Consider the following 20,543-nt stretch of genomic DNA (forward strand, 5'->3'; position numbering starts at 1 on the left):
GGCCGGAAGCACGCAACGCCGTCCTGACTCCATGTGGTCGCAGCGCTCGGCGTCCTCGCGCTGCGGAAGGGGCCCGGGATTCACCTCTGATAACGGCACTGAAGGGACGCTATAGGCGGCGCCCCGGGCGCTGGTTACGGAGTGGCAACGATCGCGGCTCTGAACGGTCTCATGAGTATCTGTGAGGCGTTACGGTGAGTGAGTCCCGGATGCGGCGCGGTGGCCATCAATCGATTTCTGGCCGGGTGGCGTTTGTGCTGGCCGCGAACCCGGACACCGGCCACCGCGCGAATGCGGCGAGCCTGGGTGGCGTGCCACGGGCCGATACGGAGCGTGTTCGATCGTTCGGGAGGCGTCAGCGGCGCGTCCGGGACCTAGCGTGGGGGCTATGCGGGATCTGTCGAAATTCCAGCGTCCGCGGTTCGCGCGCGCGTACGAACGGATGAGCGCCGAGTCGGAGCGGTCGGGCACGGCCGAGCACCGGCAGCGGCTGCTGGCCGGGCTGGCCGGGCGGGTGGTGGAGATCGGCGCGGGCAACGGGATGAACTTTCGCCACTACCCTCCCGAGGTGCGCGAGGTGGTCGCGGTCGAGCCGGAGGACGTGCTGCGGTCGGCGGCGGAGCGGGCCGCGGGTGGGGTGACGGTGCCCGTGCGCGTGGTGGCCGGGCACGCCGGGGCGCTGCCCGTCGAAGACGGCGGGTTCGACGCGGCCGTGGTGTCGCTGGTGTTGTGCTCGGTGCCCGACGAGGCGGCCGCGCTGGCCGAGGTGCGCAGGGTGCTCAGGCCGGGCGGGGAGTTGCGGTTCTACGAGCACGTGCGCTCGCGCGGCACGGTGCTGGGCCTGCTGCAGGACCTCGTCACGCCGCTGTGGCGGGTGGTGGCCGGCGGGTGCCGCCCCAACCGCGACACCGCGCGGGCCATCAGGGAGAGCGGGCTGGTGATCGAGGAGCACGCGCGCTTCTCGCACAAGCCGGTGCCCTCCACTCCGGCGCTGCCGCACATTCTCGGGCGCGCGCGCAAGCCGGACGCGTGACTCCTGCCGCCGGAGGGTGCTAGAGGCCGCGTTCCTGCCGGTCGAGGATGGCGACGCAGACCGCGACCGCGCGCGCCGCGTCGCCGTCGGCGATCGCCTGCAGCAGGTCGGCATGGGAGCTGTCGGGGTCGAGCGCCGCCTGCTCCTGGTCTCTGACGCTGTCGCGCAGCGCGTCGCCCATGCTGCGGTAGAGGTCGCCGAGCAGCGCGTTGTGCGCGGCGTCGGCCACCCGCAGGTGGAAGTCGACGTCGGCGTCGGCGAACCCGTCGAGGTCGCCCTCCTTGCCGGCCGCGTCTCTGCGGGCCAGCGCCTCGCGCATCGCGGCGAGGTCCTGCTCGGTGCGCCGGCCGGCCGCGAGCCTGGCGGCCACGAGGTCGAGCCCGCGGCGCACGTCGATGATGTCCATGGCGGCGGCGGTGTCGAGCCGGCGGCGCAGGGCGATCTTGGACTCGTCGGTCGCGGTCACGTAGGTGCCGTCACCCTGCCGGGTGTGCAGCAGTCCCGCGTGCGCCAGCACGCGCACCGCCTCGCGTACGGACAGCCTGCTCATGCCCAGGCTCTGGGCGAGCTGGCTCTCGGACGGGATCTTGGTGCCGACCGGCCACACCCCGCTGGCGATCTCGCGGCGCAGCTCGTCGATGGCGGAGTCCACGAGCGAGGTCCGAGCGACGTTTCGCATGCACCTTCTCCTCACCGGCTGTTGACCATCCACCCTAGACGTTGCGCGGGCGGGGCCTGGTGGCGTGGCGTCGCGCGGGCGGATAACGATGTGATCGCTATCAGGCGGCGGGTCCGTCCTGCGGCGGGGCCGCTCGATCGAGCCGCCCGGCAGGCTGCCGCCGGACTCCGCTCCCAACCCGGCCTCGAACGCGGTCCCCGGCATCCAGATCTGGAATCTTGTCAGGTTCTCAGTCATCTGCGAGATTGCAGGGTATTTGGGTCAATTATCCCGGAGGTCACGCGTGTCACAATTACGCCCGGCCCTCGTCGCCGTCGCCCTCACCCTGGCGATCGCGACCCCGGCCCAGGCGGCCGCCGCCCCTGCGATCACCGTCGAGAACGGTCGCACGCAACCGGTCTTCTCCTATGCGGACGCCGTCCGCGAGCACGTGTACGTCGAGTCCACCGTCGACAGCGACCAGGACGGCGCCCTCGACAAGGTTCGTGTGGACATCATCAGGCCCAAGGAGTCCGGCCCCGGGCTCAAGGTGCCGGTGATCATCGACGAGAGCCCGTACTACGACAATTCCGGCCGTGGCAACGAGGGAGAGCGCAAGGAATACGACGAAGCCGGAAATGTCGTCAAATTTCCGCTCTTCTACGACAACTACTTCGTCCCCCGCGGCTACGCCGTCCTCAACGTCGACATGCTGGGCACCACCCGGTCCGAGGGCTGCCCCGACATCGGCGGCAGAGCCGACGTGCTCGGCGGCAAGGCCGTCATCGACTGGCTGAACGGCCGCGCCAAGGCGGTCAGGGCCGACGGAACCCCGGCCGTGGCCGACTGGACGACGGGCAAAGCCGCCATGATCGGCAAGTCGTACGACGGCACCCTCGCCAACGCCGTCGCGGCCACCGGCGTGAAGGGCCTGGAGACGATCGTGCCCATCTCGGCGATCAGCTCCTGGTACAAGTACCAGCGCTCCAACGGCGTCATCTACAACTACGACTACGCCTCCTGGCTGGCCGGCTACATCGACACCGACCCCGCCGCCAAGTGCCAGGCCGTCCGCGACCGGATGGACGCCGAGGACGGCGACGACACCGGCAACCACAACCGGTTCTGGGCCGAGCGCGACTACATCGACGGCCTGCTCGGCGACGTCTCCAAGGTCAGGGCCAGCGTCTTCGTCGTCCACACGGTCAACGACCTCAACGTCAAACCCGACAACTTCTCCGCCTGGTGGAAGGCGCTGGCCGACAGGAACGTGCCGCGCAAGATCTGGGTCGGCCAGACCCAGCACGTGGACCCGTTCGACTTCGAGGGCCGCAGGACCCTGTGGGTGGAGACGCTGCACCGCTGGTTCGACCACTGGCTGCACGGCGTCCGCAACGGCATCACCCGCGAGCCCCGCGCCGACGTCGAGATCGGCCCGGCGCGGTGGATCACCCAGCGCGACTGGCCGGCGCCGTTCGCGGTCAAGGCGTCGCTACGGCCCGCGCCCGACGGCACGCTCGGGCTCAAGCCCGCCCCCAGGAAGAGCACCGCCTCCTTCACCGACGTCGCCATGAGCGAGAACGACATGGTGGCCGGGATCGGCACGGCGAACCCGGGGCGGGTGGCGTTCACCACCGGCCCGCTCCCGCTCGACCTGCGCCTGTCCGGCACGCCCACCGCCGACCTGCGGGTCAAGCTGGACAAGCCCACCTCCAACCTGACCGCCCTGCTCGTCGACTTCGGCGAGGCGACCCGCGTCGACTGGATGCGCGGCCAGGGCATCACCACGCTCACCGAGGAGGACTGCCACGGCGAGAGCACCGAGGCCGACGACGCCTGCTACCGCAAGGTCGTCACCAACGTGGCCACCCGGCCGCTCGAGATCGTCGCCCGCGGCTGGATCGACGTGCAGAACCGCCACTCGCTCAGCCACGCCGAGCCGCTGCCCCCCGGCGAGTACGGCACGGTGAAGTGGCTGACCCTGCCGCAGGACTACACGTTCAGGAAGGGGCACAGGATCGGCCTGGTGATCGCCGGCACCGACGCGACCTTCAGCGGGGAGACCGGCACCGGAGCCAACGTCACCGTCGACCTGGCGGGCAGCCGCGTCGTCGTGCCGTTCGTGCTCGGCACGCCGCTGACCGACGTGCCGAAGGACACCGCCAGGTTCCGCGGTCCCGAGCGGGTGGACCTGCCGGAGCCCGAGCCCGGGTTCCACTTCTTCTAGACACCCGAGCGGCCTTGGGCTCCGCCGGGAGCCCAAGGCCCCCTACGTCCCTGGGCCGTGCGGCTGAGCGAGCCGTACGTCCGACTGCGTGGCGGCCTTGGTGATCACCGCCTGCTGCCCGCCCGCGTTCATGAGCGCCCAGACCAGCCCCGCCGCCAGCAGTCCGACTCCGAGGAGCAGCGCGAGCCTGACCACGGTCCTGACCGGCGCGCCCGCATCGGGATCGTCGTCCTCGGGCCGGTCCCGCCAGAACTCCTGGGCGCCGTCCCCGCCAGGCCCGCCGCCGGAGCCGTTCGCATGACCGTTCGCGTGACCGTTCACGTGACCGTTCGCGCGTCCGTTCATGGGGCCGTGCACGGCGCCGTTCAAGGGGATCCCGCCGTACCTGACGATCGTGCCGTCGCCGCGCGACGACCCGTTGCTGTCGCCCCTGATGACGGCGCTGTAGACGAGCTTGTCGTCGCCCGCGCCGCCGCGGAAGGCCCGCGTGCGGCTCGGCGGCGTGAACGGGTGCCGCCCGCGCACGGCGGGCGCGGCGGGAGGCTCCTGGTCGGCGGCGGCCGCGCCCGCCGCCGACCAGGGCTTTCCCGAAGTCGCCGTCGTGGGGTCGGCGACTGGGACGGATGGCGTGGCGTCGGCGACCGGGGGAGGCGGCGCGGAGCCGGACTCCACCAGTGTGCGGGCCTGCACAGGAAAGCCGTCCGCCCGCCAGATGGGCCCCTCGCCAGGCAGTGGCTGCGCCGACGCCAGCCGGCTGGGAAGTGTGCCGGGCAGTGCCGCGATCGGCAGGCGGCGCAGCAGCGCCGCCGCCGTCACGGTCCTGGGCGCGGCCCGGCAGGTCGCACAGGACTGGATGTGGCGGCCGATCCTGGCCCTCGCGCGGCGGCCGGGCGCGCTGACCCAGTCCGCCACCCGTGACGTCAGATCGGGGCAGCCGTCGGGAGCGCGCGCGGCGATGATCGCGGCGAACCACTCCTCCAGGCCGGCCGCGGCCTCGGCGACGGTGGCGCGCACCTCGCTCTGGCCCATCTCGAAGAGCACGGCCAGCTCGGTGTCCGACAGGCCGTGCCGTACGGACAGGTCCAGCAGCTCGCGCTGCGGCCGTTCCAGGGAGAGCAGCGCCTCGGGCAGCAGCTCGGACATGCGGCCGGGACGCGACCACGAGCCGATGCTGGCCGGCTTGGCGACCACCGCGCGGTGCGCGCGGGCCACCGCGTACAACCAGGGGCGGCGCAGGCCGGGATCGCCCACGCGGTCCGCGTACAGGTGCGCCGTCAGCGCCGCGCCCGCGACCGCCTGCTCGGCGTCGCCCGCGGCGAGCTCGGTGCGGCAGTAGTCGTAGAGACGGGCTCCGTGCTTGTCGCACAGGTCGCGAACGGCCTGGCGCGCGTCGTCAGACAGGGTTCGCCACATCCGGTGTCACACCTCCTCGGTCGGTACGCGGGAGCACGAGGTCGCAGGGGCCCGCTCATGTCCTCCCGGCGGAGTTGGGGACCGTGTCCAGCAGCGAGGCCTGCGCCAGGTAGGCGCGGGTCGCCTCCGGGTCGCCGGCGATGGCCCGCAGCCCCGCCATGGCCGCCTCGAGCCTGGCGCTGTCGTGCTCCCGCACGCCCGCCGGCCGGGTCTGCCCGCGGGGGACCACCCGCTGCAGCAGCACCGAGCGCCGCCGCCACGCCCACGCCTCCAGCGCGGCGGGCTGGGCGAAGCCGCCGATCACCGCCGCGATCACCTGGCCGAGCTCGACGGCGTCGTGGATGCCCGCGTTCATGTTGAGCCCGCCGACCGTCGAGGTCAGGTGCGCGGAGTCGCCCACGAACAACACCCGCCCGCACCGGTACGAGGTCAGCACCCCCCGCGACAGGGCGAACCGGTCGGCGCCCGTCACGCGGATGGGCTCGCCGGCGCCCGGCAGCGCCCGCCGGACCAGCAGGCCCAGGTTGGCCTGCGACAGCGGCTCGTGCGTGTCACAGGGGATCTTGAAGATGATCCGCCAGTGGTCGGGCAGCCCGAGCAGGGTGCACGACTGCTGCACATCGCGTACGTACGTCAGCGGCGCCAGGCTCGGCAGCAGCCGGTCGAGCGGCGAGTCGGTGAACACCCGCAGCGCCTGCGTCGGATAGGTGGACCGGGGGAACGGCAGCCCCAGCGAGCTGCGCACCGTGCTGTGCGCGCCGTCGGCGGCGATCATGTACCGGGCCCGCGCCCAGGTGTGGCCGACGCGGACCCGGATCCCTGTTCCGCCCTCCGCCACACCGTCCACGTGGGTGCCGAACCTCACGTCCACGTCCGGGTGGACGCTGAGCGCGGAGAGCAGCAACCGGGTCAGCGAAGCCTGGTCGGCGTGGATCCTGAAGGGGTGCCTGGTCAGGCCGTCCAGCCGGTTCATGCCCATTTCAGCCAGCACGATCCCGGACCGGTCGCGCCACTGCACGCGGTCGACGACGCGGCCCTCGGCGACCAGCCGGGAGGCCACGCCGAGCCCGTCGAGCAGGTCGAGCGTGGCCGGATGGAAGGTGCACGCCCGCGGTTGCCTGCTGAGCTCGTTCTGGCCCTCCAGCACGGTGACCGGGATGCCCGCCCGGGCCAGCGACAGGGCCGCGGTCAGCCCGGCGGGGCCCGCGCCGACCACGATGACGCCGTTCATGCCATGCCTCCCACGCGCGCCCCGTTCGAGGCGGCCATGTGGCGGCGGTAGGGCACGCGGCTGAGCGTAACCGGCCGGCCGATGGCCCGCGACAGCGCCCACCAGGCCGTGCAGAGGTTGGAGGTCAGCAGGACGCGGTCGTTGCCGGTGCTGAGCGGCCCCAGCACGGGCAGCGTGGCCGTTCCCGAGCCGGTGAACAGCAGCGCGGCGTCACCGGGCAGATCCGCCAGCTCGACCTGCCTGATCAGCTCGGCCGGTGTCACGGTGTACGGCGAGTAGCCGCCCGCCGCGCGGACCTGCACCACCCGGGTGACGGTGAGCCCGGCCTTCTTCCAGAACCGCTCGGCCAGCTCCGTCAGCCACGGCTGGTACGGCGAGACCAGGACGATGTCGCTCACCATGAGGTGCTCCATCGCCTCCCGCGCCGCCAGCGTGGCGGAGGCGAACGGTACTCCCGTCCTGGCCGTCAGCTCGGCGCACTGCTCGCGGTCCCGGTCGGGGTCGAGCAGGTAGCGCGGCTCGCTGCAGGCCATGACCATCGCGCTCAGCGGCAGGCCGTCGAAGGCGTGCACCATGGCGGGCAGGGCTTCGTTGTAGCCCTCCAGCCGCTCGGCCAGGGCGGGTCCCGGGCGCCCCGCGGAAAGCGGGTGCCGGGCCGCCGGGATCGGATGGTGTACGGGGAAGCGGGTGACGTGCATGTCGGCACGCGACCCGAGCAGGCGGGTCAGCTCGGGCTCCGCGGAGGGGTTCGCGGGCGCCACGATCACCCCGACCCTGCCGCGGCTCACTGCACCCCCCCGCGACGTGCGGGTCGGGGGGTGAGGACGGTGCGCATGGGGTTCCTCCTGCGAGGGGAAGGCGGAAAGGTCACTGGGCGCGGTGCCTCAGCGCCTGGTCGATCTCGGTGATGGCCTGGACGGACACCTGCCGGATGCGGCGCAGCCGGTGCACGCTGCGCGCCGGTTCCGACGGTGCCGGAACGTCGTCCTGGTCCTCGCCCCAGGACGGCGGCGGCGCGCCGGGCCGTACGCCCCGGGCGTGCACCTCGTGCGGCTGCGGCCTGCGCAGTTCATCGGTGAGCATGATCGCTCCTGTCGGTCGCGGGTCGATGACCCTGTGAAGGGACATGCCGGGAACATCGGCGGCGGTAGGGCCGCCGGCCGGCGCTCCGTCCTCGCTCGGCGCGCGACCGGGTGAGGAGCCGGCGGCTGATCGCCGGCCCCTCTTCCGCCGCGCGTGGAGATCGAGGTTCGGTCTCACGGCCCGAAGCCACGGCGACCCGCACCAGCGCCGTGGCGGCGAGCAGGACGGCGGCCGGTGAAACGGCCACCCGCACGGAGGCGTGCCTGGGCGCCGGCCTCAGAAACGGCCGGTCGATCAGTACCGTGGCGCCCGTCACGCCGATCTCCCCACCCCGCACCGCCTCCGTGCCGGTGGCGGCGAGCGCGGAGGCTCGCCGGCGGGGCCCGGCGACCGGGGTCGCCGCCCTCGCCGGCAGGCCTGCCGCGTTCGCGCGGCCCCGGCGCGGGGTCGTGGGTGACCCCGCGCGCGGCACCGCGAACGCGCCCGCCTGGTCCGGCGGGAGCGACGTATACCGACCCCAGGCGCAACCCCTCGATTTGACCAGCACGCCAGCCGCTACCGCGCTGGTCAACAGCACCGCGCCGACTAGGTCGGGCACGTGCCGCACGATGCCGGAGGGGCGAGGAAGCGCCGGGGCCGGCGCACATGTGCCTCTGACCGGCCGCCCGCCGGTCGAGGCCTGCCGGGACGCGGTCGCGACGACCGTCGCCGCGTCCTGGCAGTGACGGGGCGTGCCGAGCGCTGCCGCGCCCGGCCCGCCGGAAGGGACGGCCCGCCTCATCGGGCCGTTCCCGCGCTCAGGGCCCCATCAGGGACGCTGTTGGGGACGCTGACGCCGACCATGCGCTCCGTCAGGCCCGCCGTGGAGGAGCCGGAGTCACCTGACTCCCGTTCGTGTGACCTGGCCGGCGCCGCACCGCCGGCCACCGTACGCGCGACCTTCGAGGCGAGCGCGAGATGCTCGCCGCAGCGCCGGGCCACCTTGGCCTCCAGCCCGGCCACCTGGGCCAGCCTGAGCCGCAGCGGTTCCAGCGACGAGCCGCGTTCGAGACCGTCGAGATCGGCCAGCCGGGCGGGCCAGCGCAGGGCGTCGCCGCAACGCGCCTCCACCTCGCCGGGAAGCTCGCCGGCCGGGAATCCCTCGTGACCGAGCCGGGTGGCGATCATGACGGCGGTGAACGCCGTCCTGTCGAAGTCGGCCAGCCGTCCCGCCAGGGCCGCCCTCAGCATCCTGGCCCGGTGGCTCAGGCAGACCGCACTCCACCCGAGCAACAGCAGCCGATCAGGGCCCGTCTCCGTGTGCCAGCCGGCCAGTCGCAGCTCGCGGGCCATCCGGTGGTAGAAGCGCCAGCGGTGACGGGGACTGTCGAGCCAGACCTGGACGCCGCCGAGCGGCAGGCTCGCGACGTGCACGCCGGAACCGGCGACGCGCGTGCAGATGCGCTGGACCACCTGCTCCTGCCTGCTCGGGGCCGGATCCTCCTGGAACCAGGAACTGCCCGAGGAATCCATGGTCACGTCCGGCCACCTCCTCGTCGAGGACTCTCTCCAGAACCCTGGCTGTTAAGTGTCACTTTCCATACGCTGCGATAGTCTGCCGACAAAGGGGAGTGTGTCAACTGACAGTTTGCGCATATGTTGATACCTCCCCGCTGGGCAGAGCTTGCCCACATGGCAGGGGACAGGGAAGCACGCGTCCCTTACGCTGGATGAGTTCACGGGCGGTAGGAGGTGTGCCGTGGCGAACTTCGCCGAACGGCTCGATCTCGCGCTGACCAAGCGCGGCTTCACCGGCGCGCAGGTCGCCTCCACTCTGACGGAGGCGGGCATCCCGATCACGCGTGCCTATGTCAGCCAGTTGCGCACGGGCAAGCAGACCAACCCCACGCTCCAGGTGCTCAGGGCGCTGGCCTCCTGCCTGCAGGTGAGCGTCGGCTGGCTGGTCGGCGACGACTACCTCGAGTCGGGCAGCGCGGAGGAGCTCCAGTTGCGGGCCGCCACCATCGGCCGGTCCGTCTCGGGCCTGTCCGAGGGCTCCCTCGCCGTCCTGCACGGCGTGGTCGAGCTCGCCCGCAAGGCCGAGGGCCTGCCCGACGAGCCCGTGCCCGCCGCCGGCATCCCCGACGCGGCGGCGCCCCTGAGCGATCCGCAGCGCAGGGCGCTCGGCAGGCGGCTGCACGCCCTGCGCCAGGCCGCCAGGCTCTCCGTCGAGCAGGTGGAGACCGCGCTCGGCAAGGGCGCGGCCGCGATCCCCGCCATCGAGGAGGGCCGCATCGCGCCCGCGCCCATCACGGCCGAGCGCCTGCTCACCGTCTACGGCGTCACCGCCCCGCCCGTCCGCGACTACATGATGTCGCTGGCCAGGGGCGAGCGCGGAACCGCCTGGTACGACGCGCACTCGGTGCCCGTCTGGCTGGCCGCCGCCTACGCGCTCGAACAGCGGGCCACGGTCATCCGCACCTACCACAACCAGTTCGTCCCGCCGCTGCTGATGGCCGACGACTACGCCAGGGCCGCGATCGCCGCGACGGGGCCGGCGATCCTCGGGCAGCGGACGGTCGACGAGGCGCTCGCCCTCGTGCTGGCCCGCCAGGAGGCCATGGCCGGCGAGAGCGGCACCGTGTTGTGGGCGGTCATCGACGAGAGCGTGCTGGCCCGCTCCATCGCCGGGCCGCACGTCCAGCTCCGCCAGCTCGACGTGCTGCTCGACCACGCCAAGCGGCCCAACGTCTCGCTGCACGTCGTGCCGATGGACGACCCGGCCTACGTGCCGCGCACCGGACCGTTCACCATCTGGCGCTTCGCCGAGGAGTTCGAGGCCGACGTCGCGTGCGCCCACGGCATCGAGTCCGACGAGCTGGTCACCGAGGGCGGGGCGGTCGAGACGTACCACCAGGCCTTCACCAAGCTGTCGGTGACGACGACCACCCGCGAAGAGACCGTCGAGGTGCTCAATTCCCATCGCGAACGACTTTCGCGTTCGCTGGGAAACGATCTCTTTCCCACGTAAATGATCATTATGCGCGAGGCGGGGTAACGCATATATACCGAAAACTAATGGCTTTTCGTGTTGTCATCTGCTCCGTAGCGAGGATCATATGGTGTGGGTCATCGAGTGGGGTCCGAAAGGACAGCTTTTCCCGAGATAGTGGGCGAGGGGAAAGGGGCAACACTCAATGCGTCAGCGTGCCATCCGAAACCTGGCGAAGCTGGAGCTGACCCAAGCAAGGATCACCCGTATTCTCGACGCCGCAGCAGGTGGAAAGAACAACTTCGTGGCGGACCGCGACGCGGTACGCCGGTACGACCAGGCAGCCCCGATCACGACGACGGCCGCACGGGCCGTGCTCCACTATCTGTGCCGTGTGGTCCGTCATCTGGCGAGCGTGGGTGTGGACCAGTTCGTGATCGTCGGGAGTGGTGTCCCCAGCGGCCTGCCGCCCGGCAGGCAACTGCACGACATCGCCCGCGATGCCCTGGACGGCTCGGCGCCGCGTGTGGTGTACGTCGAGAACGACCCGATGGTGCTCGCCGGAGCGAGGGCGACCATCGAGCCCGTCACCGACCTCGTACGCGTTGTAGAGGGCGACGTGCGCGAGATCGACGACATCCTCGATGACAGGGTCCTGCAGACGTTCCTCGACTGGGACCGGCCCATGGCCGTGCTGCTGCTGTCGACCCACAGCCTGAACGACGACGAGTTCTTCCACTACGTGATCAAGCGGATCCGGCAGGCCGTTCCGGAACGGAGCTACCTGTCGCTGCTGCAGACCACGTTCGACGCGATCCCCCCGGAGCTGCTGCCCGCCATACACGACCTGTTGGCGATGACGCTGCCCGGGCACGCGATTCGCACGAGGGAGGAGGTTGAGGCGCTGCTCGAAGGCCTGGTGCTGGTAGATCCGGGGCTGGTGTGGGTCCCGGAATGGCGGCCGGACGGCCACGAGAGCGCCTGCGTCGACCAACCGAGTTCGTCCGGCACCTACGGCGCCGTGGCGCGCATCCCGTGAGCCCGGCCGTGGAGACGGCTACGGCTCGGGGGCGGCCGTACAGGGCCCGGCTTCTTCGCCGGCCGGGCCCTTGGGAGGACCGGCGCCGGACGGGCGCGCTGAGGGCACGAAGGGCGCCGGCACGGGCCGCGCCGCCATGCCGCTCGAGAGGGCCGCCGCCCGCTCGGGGACGACCGTGACGCGGGTTGGGCGCGCGGCCCGGGGACGACCGTGACGCCGGTTCAGTCCCACCAGAAGGACCACGCGTGCCGGCCCATGATCTGCTCGGCATAGCCCAGGAGGTCGCCCGGCCCCTGGACGACGTTGTCCGGGCAGAAGGCCCAGTGCTCCGCCGCCACGTGTAAGGCGTGCTCCGGGTCGTCCGGCGGCGCCGCCACGCTCAGGTCGAGCGTGTTGAACCCGACGCTGACCACGCGCGCCCCGAACCGGTCCTCCCAGCTGCGCACGACGGCAGCCAGCGGGACCATCCACTCGTTGTGGTGCAGCGCGCCCTGCCAGCCCATGACCGCCAGCGCGTCCGCTCCCCGGCCGGCGGCGACCAGGCCGAGCGGCATTTCCTTGGCCGCCAGCTCGCCCGCCAGCCAGTCGGCGACCGCCTCCGGCTCGGCCTTCAGCACGCCGGGCGCGGCGGGACCGGGGCAGATGGCGCCGTACGGCTCCAGCTCGGCCAGCGCGTCCTTCGGCATCTGCGCCACCCACTCCTCCCACACCTCGGTCATGAACCCCTCGGCGGTGAAGTGATCGATCTGGCGGGGATCGTCCGGCACGACCTGCCCGACCGCCCACGGCTGCGCCGACTCGTCCAGCAACACCGGCCACAGGCCGCTGTGCGCGTGCCAGGCGCGCAACAGCGCCCAGTCCTCGCCCACCGCCGGTTCGTCGCTCATCCAGAACGCCGGTCGCGCGGCCTCGCCCTGCCGGGTGTAGCCGGGGTCGGGCCAGACCACCTCGCCCGGCGGCAGCCCGGCCGGCAGCCGTCGTCCCCCGCCGCCGTCGGCGAACAGCCTGCACAGCTCGCGTGGCAGCCGGTGATCGTCCATGCCCTACCGTTCCGATACCGAATCCTGTCTCGGAGATGGTAGTCCCGACCGTTACCTGAGCACCTTCGGCGGCGCCGGAAAAGTCATGGCTACTGGCCAGGGTGGCGAACGCGGCACAATGAGGGACTGTGATCCCCTTCGCCGCTGTTCTGTCCGACCTCGACGGCGTGCTGCGCCACTTCGACCACGCCGCCCAGGCCGACATCGAAGCCCGTTACGGCCTGCCCCTGATGAAGACGGCCTTCGACCCCGAGCTGATCATGCCGCCGACGCTCGGCCACGTCACCGAGACGCAGTGGGCGGAGTCGATCGCCGTGGCGCTCGGCGGCGACGAGCGGGCCCGCCAGGCCGTCGGCGAGTTCATGAAGATCCGCTTCTGGGTGGACGAGGAGGTCAGGGCGCTGCTGTCCAGGGCGCGGCAGGAGGTGCCCCTGATCATCGTGACCAACGCCATGGACACCCTGGAACACCACCTCGACCTGCTGGGGCTCACCGGCTTCGCCGACGACGTGGTGAGCAGCGCCAGGGTCGGCGTGGCCAAACCCGACCGGCGGATCTACGAGATCGCCGCGGAGCGCGCCGGCGCCGAGCCCGCGCGCTGCCTGTTCGTCGACGACCGGCTGCAGAACGTGGAGGCCGCCAGGGCGCTCGGCATGACCGCCGTGCACTACCGCACGTACCAGGACCTCGCGGCGGTGCTGGGCTGAGGCGCCCCCACCCAGGCCGGGCGAGCCACGCGACCGGCCGGGCGGGGGCGGGAGAGGGAGCGCCCGGTCAGTACCCGCCGTACGGGCTCTTGGAGGACGGGGTGGAGGGCTTGCCCGACGAGCCCTTCGACGGGCCGCCCGAGGGAGCCGACGAGGACACCTTCGTGCCCTGCGGCGCGATCACGCCGATCAGGCCGTGCTTGGCCCCGTCGATGCCGGCGGAGAACCACAGAGCCTTCTCGCCGCCGGTGGCCGCGGTGCCGGGCTCGAGGTCCCACAGGCCGGGCAGCACGATCGGCTTGCCGTTCGCCAGGCGAAGGGAGCCCAGGTGACGGCCGCGCTTGTAGGCGTGTACGGTCCCGTCGCCGAAGTTGCCGACCAGCAGCGCTCCGGCGTACTGTCCCCAGCCCTTCGGCGCGGCGGTCAGCCCCCAGGGGGCGTTGAGCCCGACCCTGGAGATGCGCCCGGTGAGGCGCCCGTTGCCGTCGAAGCGGCTCACGAAGCCCTTCCCGTCGCCGAACACCGGCTTGCCCGTGGTCTTGTCGCGCAGGGCGTAGGCCACCCAGACGTTGCCGTTGACGACGGCGACGTTGTAGGGCTTGTAGGTCGAGGGGATCGCCTTGTCCCTGAACTGCCAGCGCGACAGCCGGATGCGCTCGAAGTCCTCGTCGAAGGCGTGGATGCGCCCGCCGGCGAAGTCGGCGGCCAGCAGGAAGGCGCCGTCGTCGGTCTCGACCAGCTCCAGCCCCTTGTAGTCGGCGCCGCGGGTGAAGGCCGCGATGATCGCGTTGCCCGGGTCGGCCTCCGCGTTCCAGCCCGTGATGGCGCCGCTCGGGCTGGAGAAGATGAACGTGGCCGGCCTGCCCTTCACGGTGAAGCCGTCGCCGGGGTTGAACACCTGGCCCGTCGGGGCTCCGCCCGGAATGGCCACCTCGGTCTTCTCCTTCTTGCCCGTGCCGGAATAGACGGTGGCGCTGCCGGTGCCGGTGTTGGACACCCACAGAGTCTTGCCCATGGCCAGGCCCCACGGGTTGACGACCTTGGGGTCGGTGACAGGGGCTTTGCCCTTGACGTCCGACACAAGGTTGATGACGTCGAAACGCGTCCTGGTGGTGGCGTGTGCGGGAGTGGTGAGAGTCGCTCCCAGAACGACCGCAACAGCGCAGAGTGTGATGATGCGTGGCCGCATCCGTTGCCTCCTAGTTAGCGCTTGTGACGCGAGATACGCGGGGGGCGGGGAGCGGGTTCAGTCAGGTCCGGAAATGGCGGCGCGGGAGTTTTCCCGCATCGCGCGGGGAGAGGAAAAGCATGGACGTGTTGGGCATCGATATCGGCGGTTCGGGAATCAAGGGCGCGCCCGTCGACACGAAAGCCGGCAAACTGACGGAGGAGCGCCTGCGCATTCCGACGCCGCAGCCCTCCAAGCCCGACGAGGTGGCCGAGGCGGTCGCGTCGATCATCAAGCATTTCGGCTGGAGCGGCCCTGTCGGCATCACCTTTCCCGGCGTGGTCGTGGACGGCGTCGTCCTGACGGCCGCCAACGTCGACCCTTCGTGGGAAGGGGTCGACGCGGCCGCGCTCTTCGGCGGGGCCACCGTGCTGAACGACGCCGACGCGGCGGGCATGGCGGAGATGACGTTCGGCAAGGGCAAGGGACAGCGGGGGACCGTGCTCGTGCTGACCTTCGGGACGGGCATCGGCAGCGCGCTGTTCACCGACGGGCGGCTCGTCCGCAACACCGAGTTCGGGCACCTGCGGCTGCGCGGCAAGGACGCCGAGCACCGGGCGTCGGCGCGGGTCAGGGAGGAACGGGACCTCAGCTGGAAGGCGTGGGCGGGGCGGGTGGAGGAATATCTCCGGTACGTCGAGATGCTGTTCACGCCCTCGCTGATCGTGATCGGCGGGGGAGTGAGCAAGAAGGCCGACAAGTTCCTTCCGCACATCCACCTCGACACCCCCGTGGTGCCCGCCGCCCTCCGCAACGAGGCGGGCATCGTCGGCGCCGCCCGCGCCGCCGCGTCCCGCTGACCGCACGGTCCACGATCGTGAGACGCCGGGATATTGGGATGCGCGGCCCGGCGCGGTCGGGCACCATGGGCGGTTGGCTCCGGGGCCGCGGGGCTCGAATATCCTCGACAGCAGTATGGGAACGTCTTCGTTGTCCTCTCCACTCGCCGACCTCCAGTCCCGCCTGCCCGACCTCATGCCCCGCGATCAGCGGCGGTTGCGGCGCAGGCTCGACGGCATGCGCCGGGTGCGCTCGCGAGAGGCCCGCGACAAGATCGTCGCGGAGATCCTCTCCGACGTGGAGCGAGCCGAGCAGCGGCTGGTACGCCGCCGCGACGCCGTACCGAAGGTCACCTATCCGGAGAACCTGCCTGTCTCCCAGCGCAAGGACGACATCCTCGCGGCCATCCGCGACCACCAGGTCGTGATCATCGCGGGGGAGACCGGCTCCGGCAAGACCACCCAGATCCCCAAGATCTGTCTCGAGCTGGGGCGGGGCGTGCGCGGGCTGATCGGCCACACCCAGCCCCGCCGCATCGCCGCCCGCACGGTCGCCGAGCGCATCGCCGAGGAGCTCGGCGCCGGCGACGGCCAGAAGCTCGGCGACGTGGTCGGCTACAAAGTCCGCTTCACCGACCAGGCCGGTGACCGCACCCTGGTCAAGCTGATGACCGACGGCATCCTGCTGGCCGAGCTGCAGCACGACCGCATGCTCGACCAGTACGACACCCTCATCATCGACGAGGCCCACGAACGCAGCCTCAACATCGACTTCATCCTCGGCTACCTGAAACAGCTGCTGCCCGAGCGCCCCGACCTCAAGGTCGTCATCACCAGCGCGACGATCGACCCCGAGCGGTTCTCCCGGCACTTCGACGACGCGCCGATCATCGAGGTCTCCGGCCGCACCTACCCGGTCGAGGTGCGCTACCGCCCGCTCGACGATGACGACGACCAGACGCAGGGCATCGTCGACGCCTGCAGAGAGCTGACCGGCGAGGGCCCCGGCGACATCCTGGTGTTCCTGTCGGGCGAGCGGGAGATCCGTGACGCCGCCGACGCCCTGGCCAAGGCGGAGTTCACGGGCACGGAGATCCTGCCGCTCTACGCCCGGCTGAGCGCCGCCGAGCAGCATCGTGTCTTCCAGCGCCACACCGGCCGCCGCGTCGTGCTGGCCACCAACGTGGCGGAGACCTCGCTCACGGTCCCCGGCATCAAGTACGTCGTCGACCCCGGCTACGCCCGCATCTCCCGCTACAGCCACCGCACCAAGGTGCAGCGCCTGCCGATCGAGGCCATCTCGCAGGCCAGCGCCAACCAGCGCAAGGGCCGCTCGGGCCGCACCTCCGACGGCATCTGCGTCCGCCTCTACGAGGAGGACGACTTCCTCAACCGGCCCGAGTTCACCGACCCCGAGATCCTGCGGACCAACCTCGCCTCGGTCATCCTGCAGATGACCTCGATCGGGCTGGGCGACATCGAGGCGTTCCCCTTTGTCGAGCCGCCCGACCGCCGCCAGGTGAAGGACGGCGTCAACCTGCTGCACGAGCTGGGCGCGTTCGACGTCCACGGCAAGCTCACGCCCGTCGGCCGCAAGCTGGCCGGCCTGCCCGTCGACCCCCGGCTGGGCCGCATGGTGCTGGAGGCGGAGAAGAACGGCTGCCTGCGCGAGGTCATGGTGATCGCCGCCGCCCTGTCGATCCAGGACCCGCGCGAGCGGCCCTCGGACAAGCAGCAGCAGGCCGACGAGAAGCACCGCCGCTTCGCCGACCCCGAGTCGGACTTCATGGCCTACCTCAACCTCTGGCACTACCTGCGCGACAAGCAGAAGGAGCTGTCGTCCAGCGCCTTCCGGCGGTTGTGCAAGGCGGAGTTCCTCAACTACCTGCGCGTGCGCGAGTGGCAGGACATCTACAGCCAGCTCCGCCAGGCGCTCGGCGCCCAGCCCGGCAGCCGGGCCGCCGACCCCCAGCAGGTGCACGCGTCGCTGCTCGTCGGGCTCCTGTCGCACATCGGCGTCAAGGACGTCATGGAGAAGCGCGGCCAGGACGGCCGCAGGCCGATCCAGGAATACCTCGGCGCCCGCAACGCCCGCTTCGCCATCTTCCCCGGGTCGGCACTGGCCAAAAAGCAGCCGCAGTGGCTCATGTCGGCCGAGCTGGTCGAGACCTCCCGCCTGTGGGCGCGCGTCAACGCCAAGATCGAGCCGGGCTGGGTCGAGCCGCTCGCCCAGCACCTCGTCAAGCGCACCTACTCCGAGCCCCACTGGGAGAAGAACCAGGGCGCCGTCATCGCCCTGGAGAAGGTCACGCTCTACGGTGTGCCGCTGGTCGTCGGCCGCAAGGTCAACTACGGCCGCATCGACCCCGACCTGTCGCGCGAGCTCTTCATCAGGCACGCGCTCGTCGAGGGCGACTGGGACACCCACCATCGTTTCCTGAAGGACAACCGCCGGCTGCTCGGAGAGGTCGAGGAGCTGGAGAACCGCGCCAGACGCCGCGACATCCTGGTGGACGACGAGGCGCTGTTCGACTTCTACGACCAGCGGGTGCCCGCGGACGTCGTGTCGGCCCGCCACTTCGACTCCTGGTGGAAGAAGGCCAGGCACGAGCAGCCCGACCTGCTCACGTTCTCGCCGGAGATGCTGGTCAACGAGGGCGCCGACGTCAGCACCCGCGACTATCCCGACACCTGGCGCCAGCTCGGCCAGCGCATGAAGCTGACCTATCGGTTCGCGCCGGGCCCGGATGAGGACGGCGCCGACGGCGTGACCGTGCACGTGCCGCTCCAGGTGCTCAACCAGGTCAGCTCCGACGGCTTCGACTGGCAGATCCCCGGCCTGCGCGAAGATCTGATCACCGCGCTGATCAGGTCGTTGCCGAAGAATCTGCGTCGCAACTTCGTGCCCGCCCCCAACTACGCCAGGCAGGTGCTGGAGGGCGTCAAGCCGGGCGGCGAGCCGCTGCTGGAGGCCGTGGAGCGCGAGTTGCTGCGCCTGACCGGCGTCCGGGTGCCGCGCGAGGCCTGGCAGCTCGACCAGGTGCCCGCCCATCTGCGCATCACCTACCGGGTGATCGACGAGCGCAGGCGCACGGTCGCCGAGGACAAAGACCTCGACGCGCTGAAGCGCCGCCTCGCGCCGCGCCTGCGCCAGACGCTCTCGGAGGCGGGCGACGACCTGGAGCAGACGGGCCTGCACACCTGGAGCTTCGGGACGTTGCCCAGGGTGTTCGAGCAGGGCCGGATGAAGGGTTATCCGGCGCTGGTAGACGCGGGCGACTCCGTCTCCATCAAGATCTTCGAGACGGAGGTGGAGCAGCGCCGCTCCCACTGGCCCGGGGTGCGCCGCCTGCTCCTGCTCAACGTCACCAACCCGGCCAGGTCGCTGCTCGGCGGCCTGTCCAACCAGGCGAAGCTGGCCCTGTCGCGCAGCCCGCACGGCGGGGCGGTGGCGTTGTTCGACGACGTGGTCGACGCGGCCGTCGACAGGCTCATGCTCGACGCGGGCGGACCGGCCTGGGACCCGGTGGCTTTCGACCGCCTCTACCAGCACGTGCGGGCTCACCTCTACGACACGTCGGCCGAGGTGCTGGGGAAGGTGGAGCAGATCCTGGGCGTCTGGCACGCGGCGGGCACCCGGCTCGACGCGCTGCAGCCGAGTGCGGCGACCGACGACGTGCGCGAACAGCTCGGCAGGCTCGTCCGTCCGGGGTTCGTCACCGCCACGGGCCACCGGCGTCTGCCTGACGTCCTGCGCTATCTCCGCGCGATCGACCGCCGGCTCACGAAGCTCCCCGAGGATCCGTGGCGTGACCGGGAGTGGATGGATCGGGTGCACAAGGTCGAGGACGACTACCACGACCTGCGGCAGAAGCTCCATCCGGCCCGGCGCGGAGACCCTGACGTGGTGGAGATCGGGTGGATGATCGAGGAACTGCGGGTGAGCTTCTTCGCCCAGACGCTCGGCACCCCCACCCCGGTGTCGGAGAAGCGCATCGCCAAGGCGATGGAGAAGCTCACAGCGGTGAAACAGGGAGATCGATGATCAGGACTGTGGTGTTCGACGTCGGTGAGACGCTGATCAGCGAGACGCGCATCTGGTCGCGCTGGGCCGAGCGGCTCGGCGTGAGCGCGTTCACGCTGATGGGAGCGCTCGGCGGGATGGCCGCGCTGGACCGTGCGCACAGTGACGCCTTCGAGCTCGTACGCCCCGGCGTCGACCTCGCCAGGGAGGAAGCCGAGTGGGAGCGCGACGACCCCCACGGCATGCGCAACACCTTCGACGCCGGCGACCTCTATCCCGACGTGCGCGACGCTCTGGCGGCCATCCGGGCGGCCGGGTACCAGGTGATCATCGCGGGCAACCAGCCGGAGCGGGCCTACGACGCGCTCGTCGCCATGGACCTGCCGGCCGATTCCGTGCACACCTCCGACGGGTGGGGCGTCTCCAAGCCCGAGCCCGGATTCTTCGCCAAGGTCGCGGCCGTCGCGGGCCACGAGCCCGCCGAGATCCTCTACGTGGGCGACCGGCTCGACAACGACGTGCTGCCTGCCAGGGCGGCCGGCATGCGGACCGCGCTGCTGAAGCGGGGCCCATGGGGCTACCTGCACGCCGAGCGACCTGAGGCCGGCGCGGCCGACGTGATCGCCGACGACCTGTACGCCCTGCTGCCCGCACTCGACGGTCTCGCCTGAAGGTCGGGCGGACGTGCGGCGGCTTTTCTCCCGACGCCGCCGGCGCCCTTCACGTGAGGTTCTCGTCGGGGTCGATGCGTACGGCCCGCTCCTCCGCCGAGAGGTCATCCGTGTCGCCGCCCTGGTCCACACCGAGTTCCTCGTCGTCCGTGTCGGGTTCGAGCCCCTCGTCCGGCTGGGTCAGCCGGTGCTTGGGCCGGGACTCGTGGAGCCGGGACGGCGCCTCCCGCCGCAGCCGCTCGTCGAGTGTGTCCCGGTGCCGGGGGTCGTCCTCGGCGACCTCGTGGTGGAGGCCGAGGTCGTCGGTCCACTCTGCGACCTCGATCTCCTGCTCATCGGCGTAGCCGTATCGGTCCGGAGGTTGTTCGGTCATACCGGCCCCCTACCCAGCGAGCGGTCCGGAATCCTCCTTGCCGGACCGGCGGGAGGGCGGATCACC

General features: G+C 71.5%; 17 protein-coding genes. 8 read left to right on the forward strand and 9 right to left on the reverse strand.

All coding sequences use genetic code 11. The features are described from left to right. Positions 1-388: 388 nt before the first annotated feature. Positions 389-1,033: a class I SAM-dependent methyltransferase gene (locus tag ACZ6SA_RS29110; RefSeq protein WP_347646912.1), complete on the forward strand. Its 645-nt coding sequence runs from the start codon at positions 389-391 to the stop codon at positions 1,031-1,033. A gap of 19 nt (positions 1,034-1,052) precedes the next feature. On the opposite strand, the gene ACZ6SA_RS29115 is transcribed toward ACZ6SA_RS29110, so the two are convergent. Next, entirely contained in the window at positions 1,053-1,712 is a 660-nt protein-coding gene (locus ACZ6SA_RS29115; RefSeq protein WP_347646911.1) for a FadR/GntR family transcriptional regulator, read from the reverse strand. Positions 1,713-1,995: 283 nt separating this feature from the next. Here ACZ6SA_RS29115 and ACZ6SA_RS29120 point away from each other — a divergent pair, with 283 nt between their 5' ends. Beyond that, complete coding sequence (locus ACZ6SA_RS29120) at positions 1,996-3,918, forward strand: Xaa-Pro dipeptidyl-peptidase (RefSeq protein ID WP_465831660.1); 1,923 nt, start codon at positions 1,996-1,998, stop codon at positions 3,916-3,918. A gap of 42 nt (positions 3,919-3,960) precedes the next feature. Here the strand turns inward: ACZ6SA_RS29120 and ACZ6SA_RS29125 are convergent, their stop codons facing one another. From ACZ6SA_RS29125 to ACZ6SA_RS29145, 5 genes are all read right to left on the reverse strand, one after another. Then, positions 3,961-5,331, reverse strand: coding sequence for an RNA polymerase sigma factor (locus ACZ6SA_RS29125; RefSeq protein WP_465831662.1), 1,371 nt, complete (start codon positions 5,329-5,331; stop codon positions 3,961-3,963). A gap of 55 nt (positions 5,332-5,386) precedes the next feature. Then, the gene (locus ACZ6SA_RS29130) at positions 5,387-6,562 is read right to left on the reverse strand and encodes an FAD-dependent oxidoreductase (protein WP_443151084.1); all 1,176 of its coding nucleotides are present in this window, start codon (positions 6,560-6,562) and stop codon (positions 5,387-5,389) included. Continuing rightward, a complete protein-coding gene (locus tag ACZ6SA_RS29135; protein ID WP_443151085.1) occupies positions 6,559-7,350 on the reverse strand; it encodes a maleate cis-trans isomerase family protein in 792 nt (263 codons plus the stop codon). Before ACZ6SA_RS29135 ends, ACZ6SA_RS29130 begins: the two co-directional genes overlap by 4 nt. A 79-nt stretch (positions 7,351-7,429) precedes the next feature. Continuing rightward, positions 7,430-7,645 carry a hypothetical protein gene (locus ACZ6SA_RS29140; RefSeq protein ID WP_347646906.1) on the reverse strand — a complete coding sequence of 72 codons (216 nt, stop codon included), beginning with the start codon at positions 7,643-7,645 and terminating at the stop codon, positions 7,430-7,432. A 777-nt stretch (positions 7,646-8,422) separates the two neighbouring features. Next, the gene (locus ACZ6SA_RS29145; RefSeq protein ID WP_347646905.1) at positions 8,423-9,163 is read right to left on the reverse strand and encodes a hypothetical protein; all 741 of its coding nucleotides are present in this window, start codon (positions 9,161-9,163) and stop codon (positions 8,423-8,425) included. 220 nt (positions 9,164-9,383) lie between these two features. Here ACZ6SA_RS29145 and ACZ6SA_RS29150 point away from each other — a divergent pair, with 220 nt between their 5' ends. After that, positions 9,384-10,655, forward strand: a complete 1,272-nt coding sequence (locus ACZ6SA_RS29150) for a helix-turn-helix domain-containing protein (RefSeq protein WP_465831665.1) — start codon at positions 9,384-9,386, stop codon at positions 10,653-10,655. A gap of 166 nt (positions 10,656-10,821) precedes the next feature. After that, positions 10,822-11,655: an SAM-dependent methyltransferase gene (locus tag ACZ6SA_RS29155; RefSeq protein WP_132603089.1), complete on the forward strand. Its 834-nt coding sequence runs from the start codon at positions 10,822-10,824 to the stop codon at positions 11,653-11,655. Positions 11,656-11,876: 221 nt separating this feature from the next. On the opposite strand, the gene ACZ6SA_RS29160 is transcribed toward ACZ6SA_RS29155, so the two are convergent. Next, on the reverse strand, positions 11,877-12,695 hold the full coding sequence (locus ACZ6SA_RS29160; protein WP_443151089.1) for a DUF4253 domain-containing protein: 819 nt from the start codon (positions 12,693-12,695) through the stop codon (positions 11,877-11,879). Between the two features lie 128 nt (positions 12,696-12,823). On the opposite strand from ACZ6SA_RS29160, the gene ACZ6SA_RS29165 reads away from it, so the two are divergent. Continuing rightward, a complete protein-coding gene (locus ACZ6SA_RS29165; protein WP_347646902.1) occupies positions 12,824-13,402 on the forward strand; it encodes an HAD family hydrolase in 579 nt (192 codons plus the stop codon). A gap of 67 nt (positions 13,403-13,469) precedes the next feature. Here ACZ6SA_RS29165 and ACZ6SA_RS29170 read toward each other — a convergent pair whose 3' ends face one another. After that, positions 13,470-14,591, reverse strand: coding sequence for a TIGR03118 family protein (locus tag ACZ6SA_RS29170; RefSeq protein ID WP_347646901.1), 1,122 nt, complete (start codon positions 14,589-14,591; stop codon positions 13,470-13,472). Between the two features lie 119 nt (positions 14,592-14,710). On the opposite strand from ACZ6SA_RS29170, the gene ppgK reads away from it, so the two are divergent. From ppgK to ACZ6SA_RS29185, 3 genes are all read left to right on the forward strand, one after another. Then, positions 14,711-15,430, forward strand: a complete 720-nt coding sequence (ppgK, locus tag ACZ6SA_RS29175; protein ID WP_465831669.1) for a polyphosphate--glucose phosphotransferase — start codon at positions 14,711-14,713, stop codon at positions 15,428-15,430. Positions 15,431-15,545: 115 nt separating this feature from the next. After that, on the forward strand, positions 15,546-19,454 hold the full coding sequence (gene hrpA, locus ACZ6SA_RS29180; RefSeq protein WP_347646899.1) for an ATP-dependent RNA helicase HrpA: 3,909 nt from the start codon (positions 15,546-15,548) through the stop codon (positions 19,452-19,454). Continuing rightward, on the forward strand, positions 19,451-20,104 hold the full coding sequence (locus tag ACZ6SA_RS29185; RefSeq protein ID WP_347646898.1) for an HAD family hydrolase: 654 nt from the start codon (positions 19,451-19,453) through the stop codon (positions 20,102-20,104). Before hrpA ends, ACZ6SA_RS29185 begins: the two co-directional genes overlap by 4 nt. 49 nt (positions 20,105-20,153) lie before the next feature. On the opposite strand, the gene ACZ6SA_RS29190 is transcribed toward ACZ6SA_RS29185, so the two are convergent. Further along, positions 20,154-20,477, reverse strand: coding sequence for a DUF5709 domain-containing protein (locus ACZ6SA_RS29190; protein WP_347646897.1), 324 nt, complete (start codon positions 20,475-20,477; stop codon positions 20,154-20,156). Between the last annotated feature and the right edge of the window lie 66 nt (positions 20,478-20,543).

The organism is Nonomuraea sp. NPDC049378 (genome assembly GCF_055586745.1).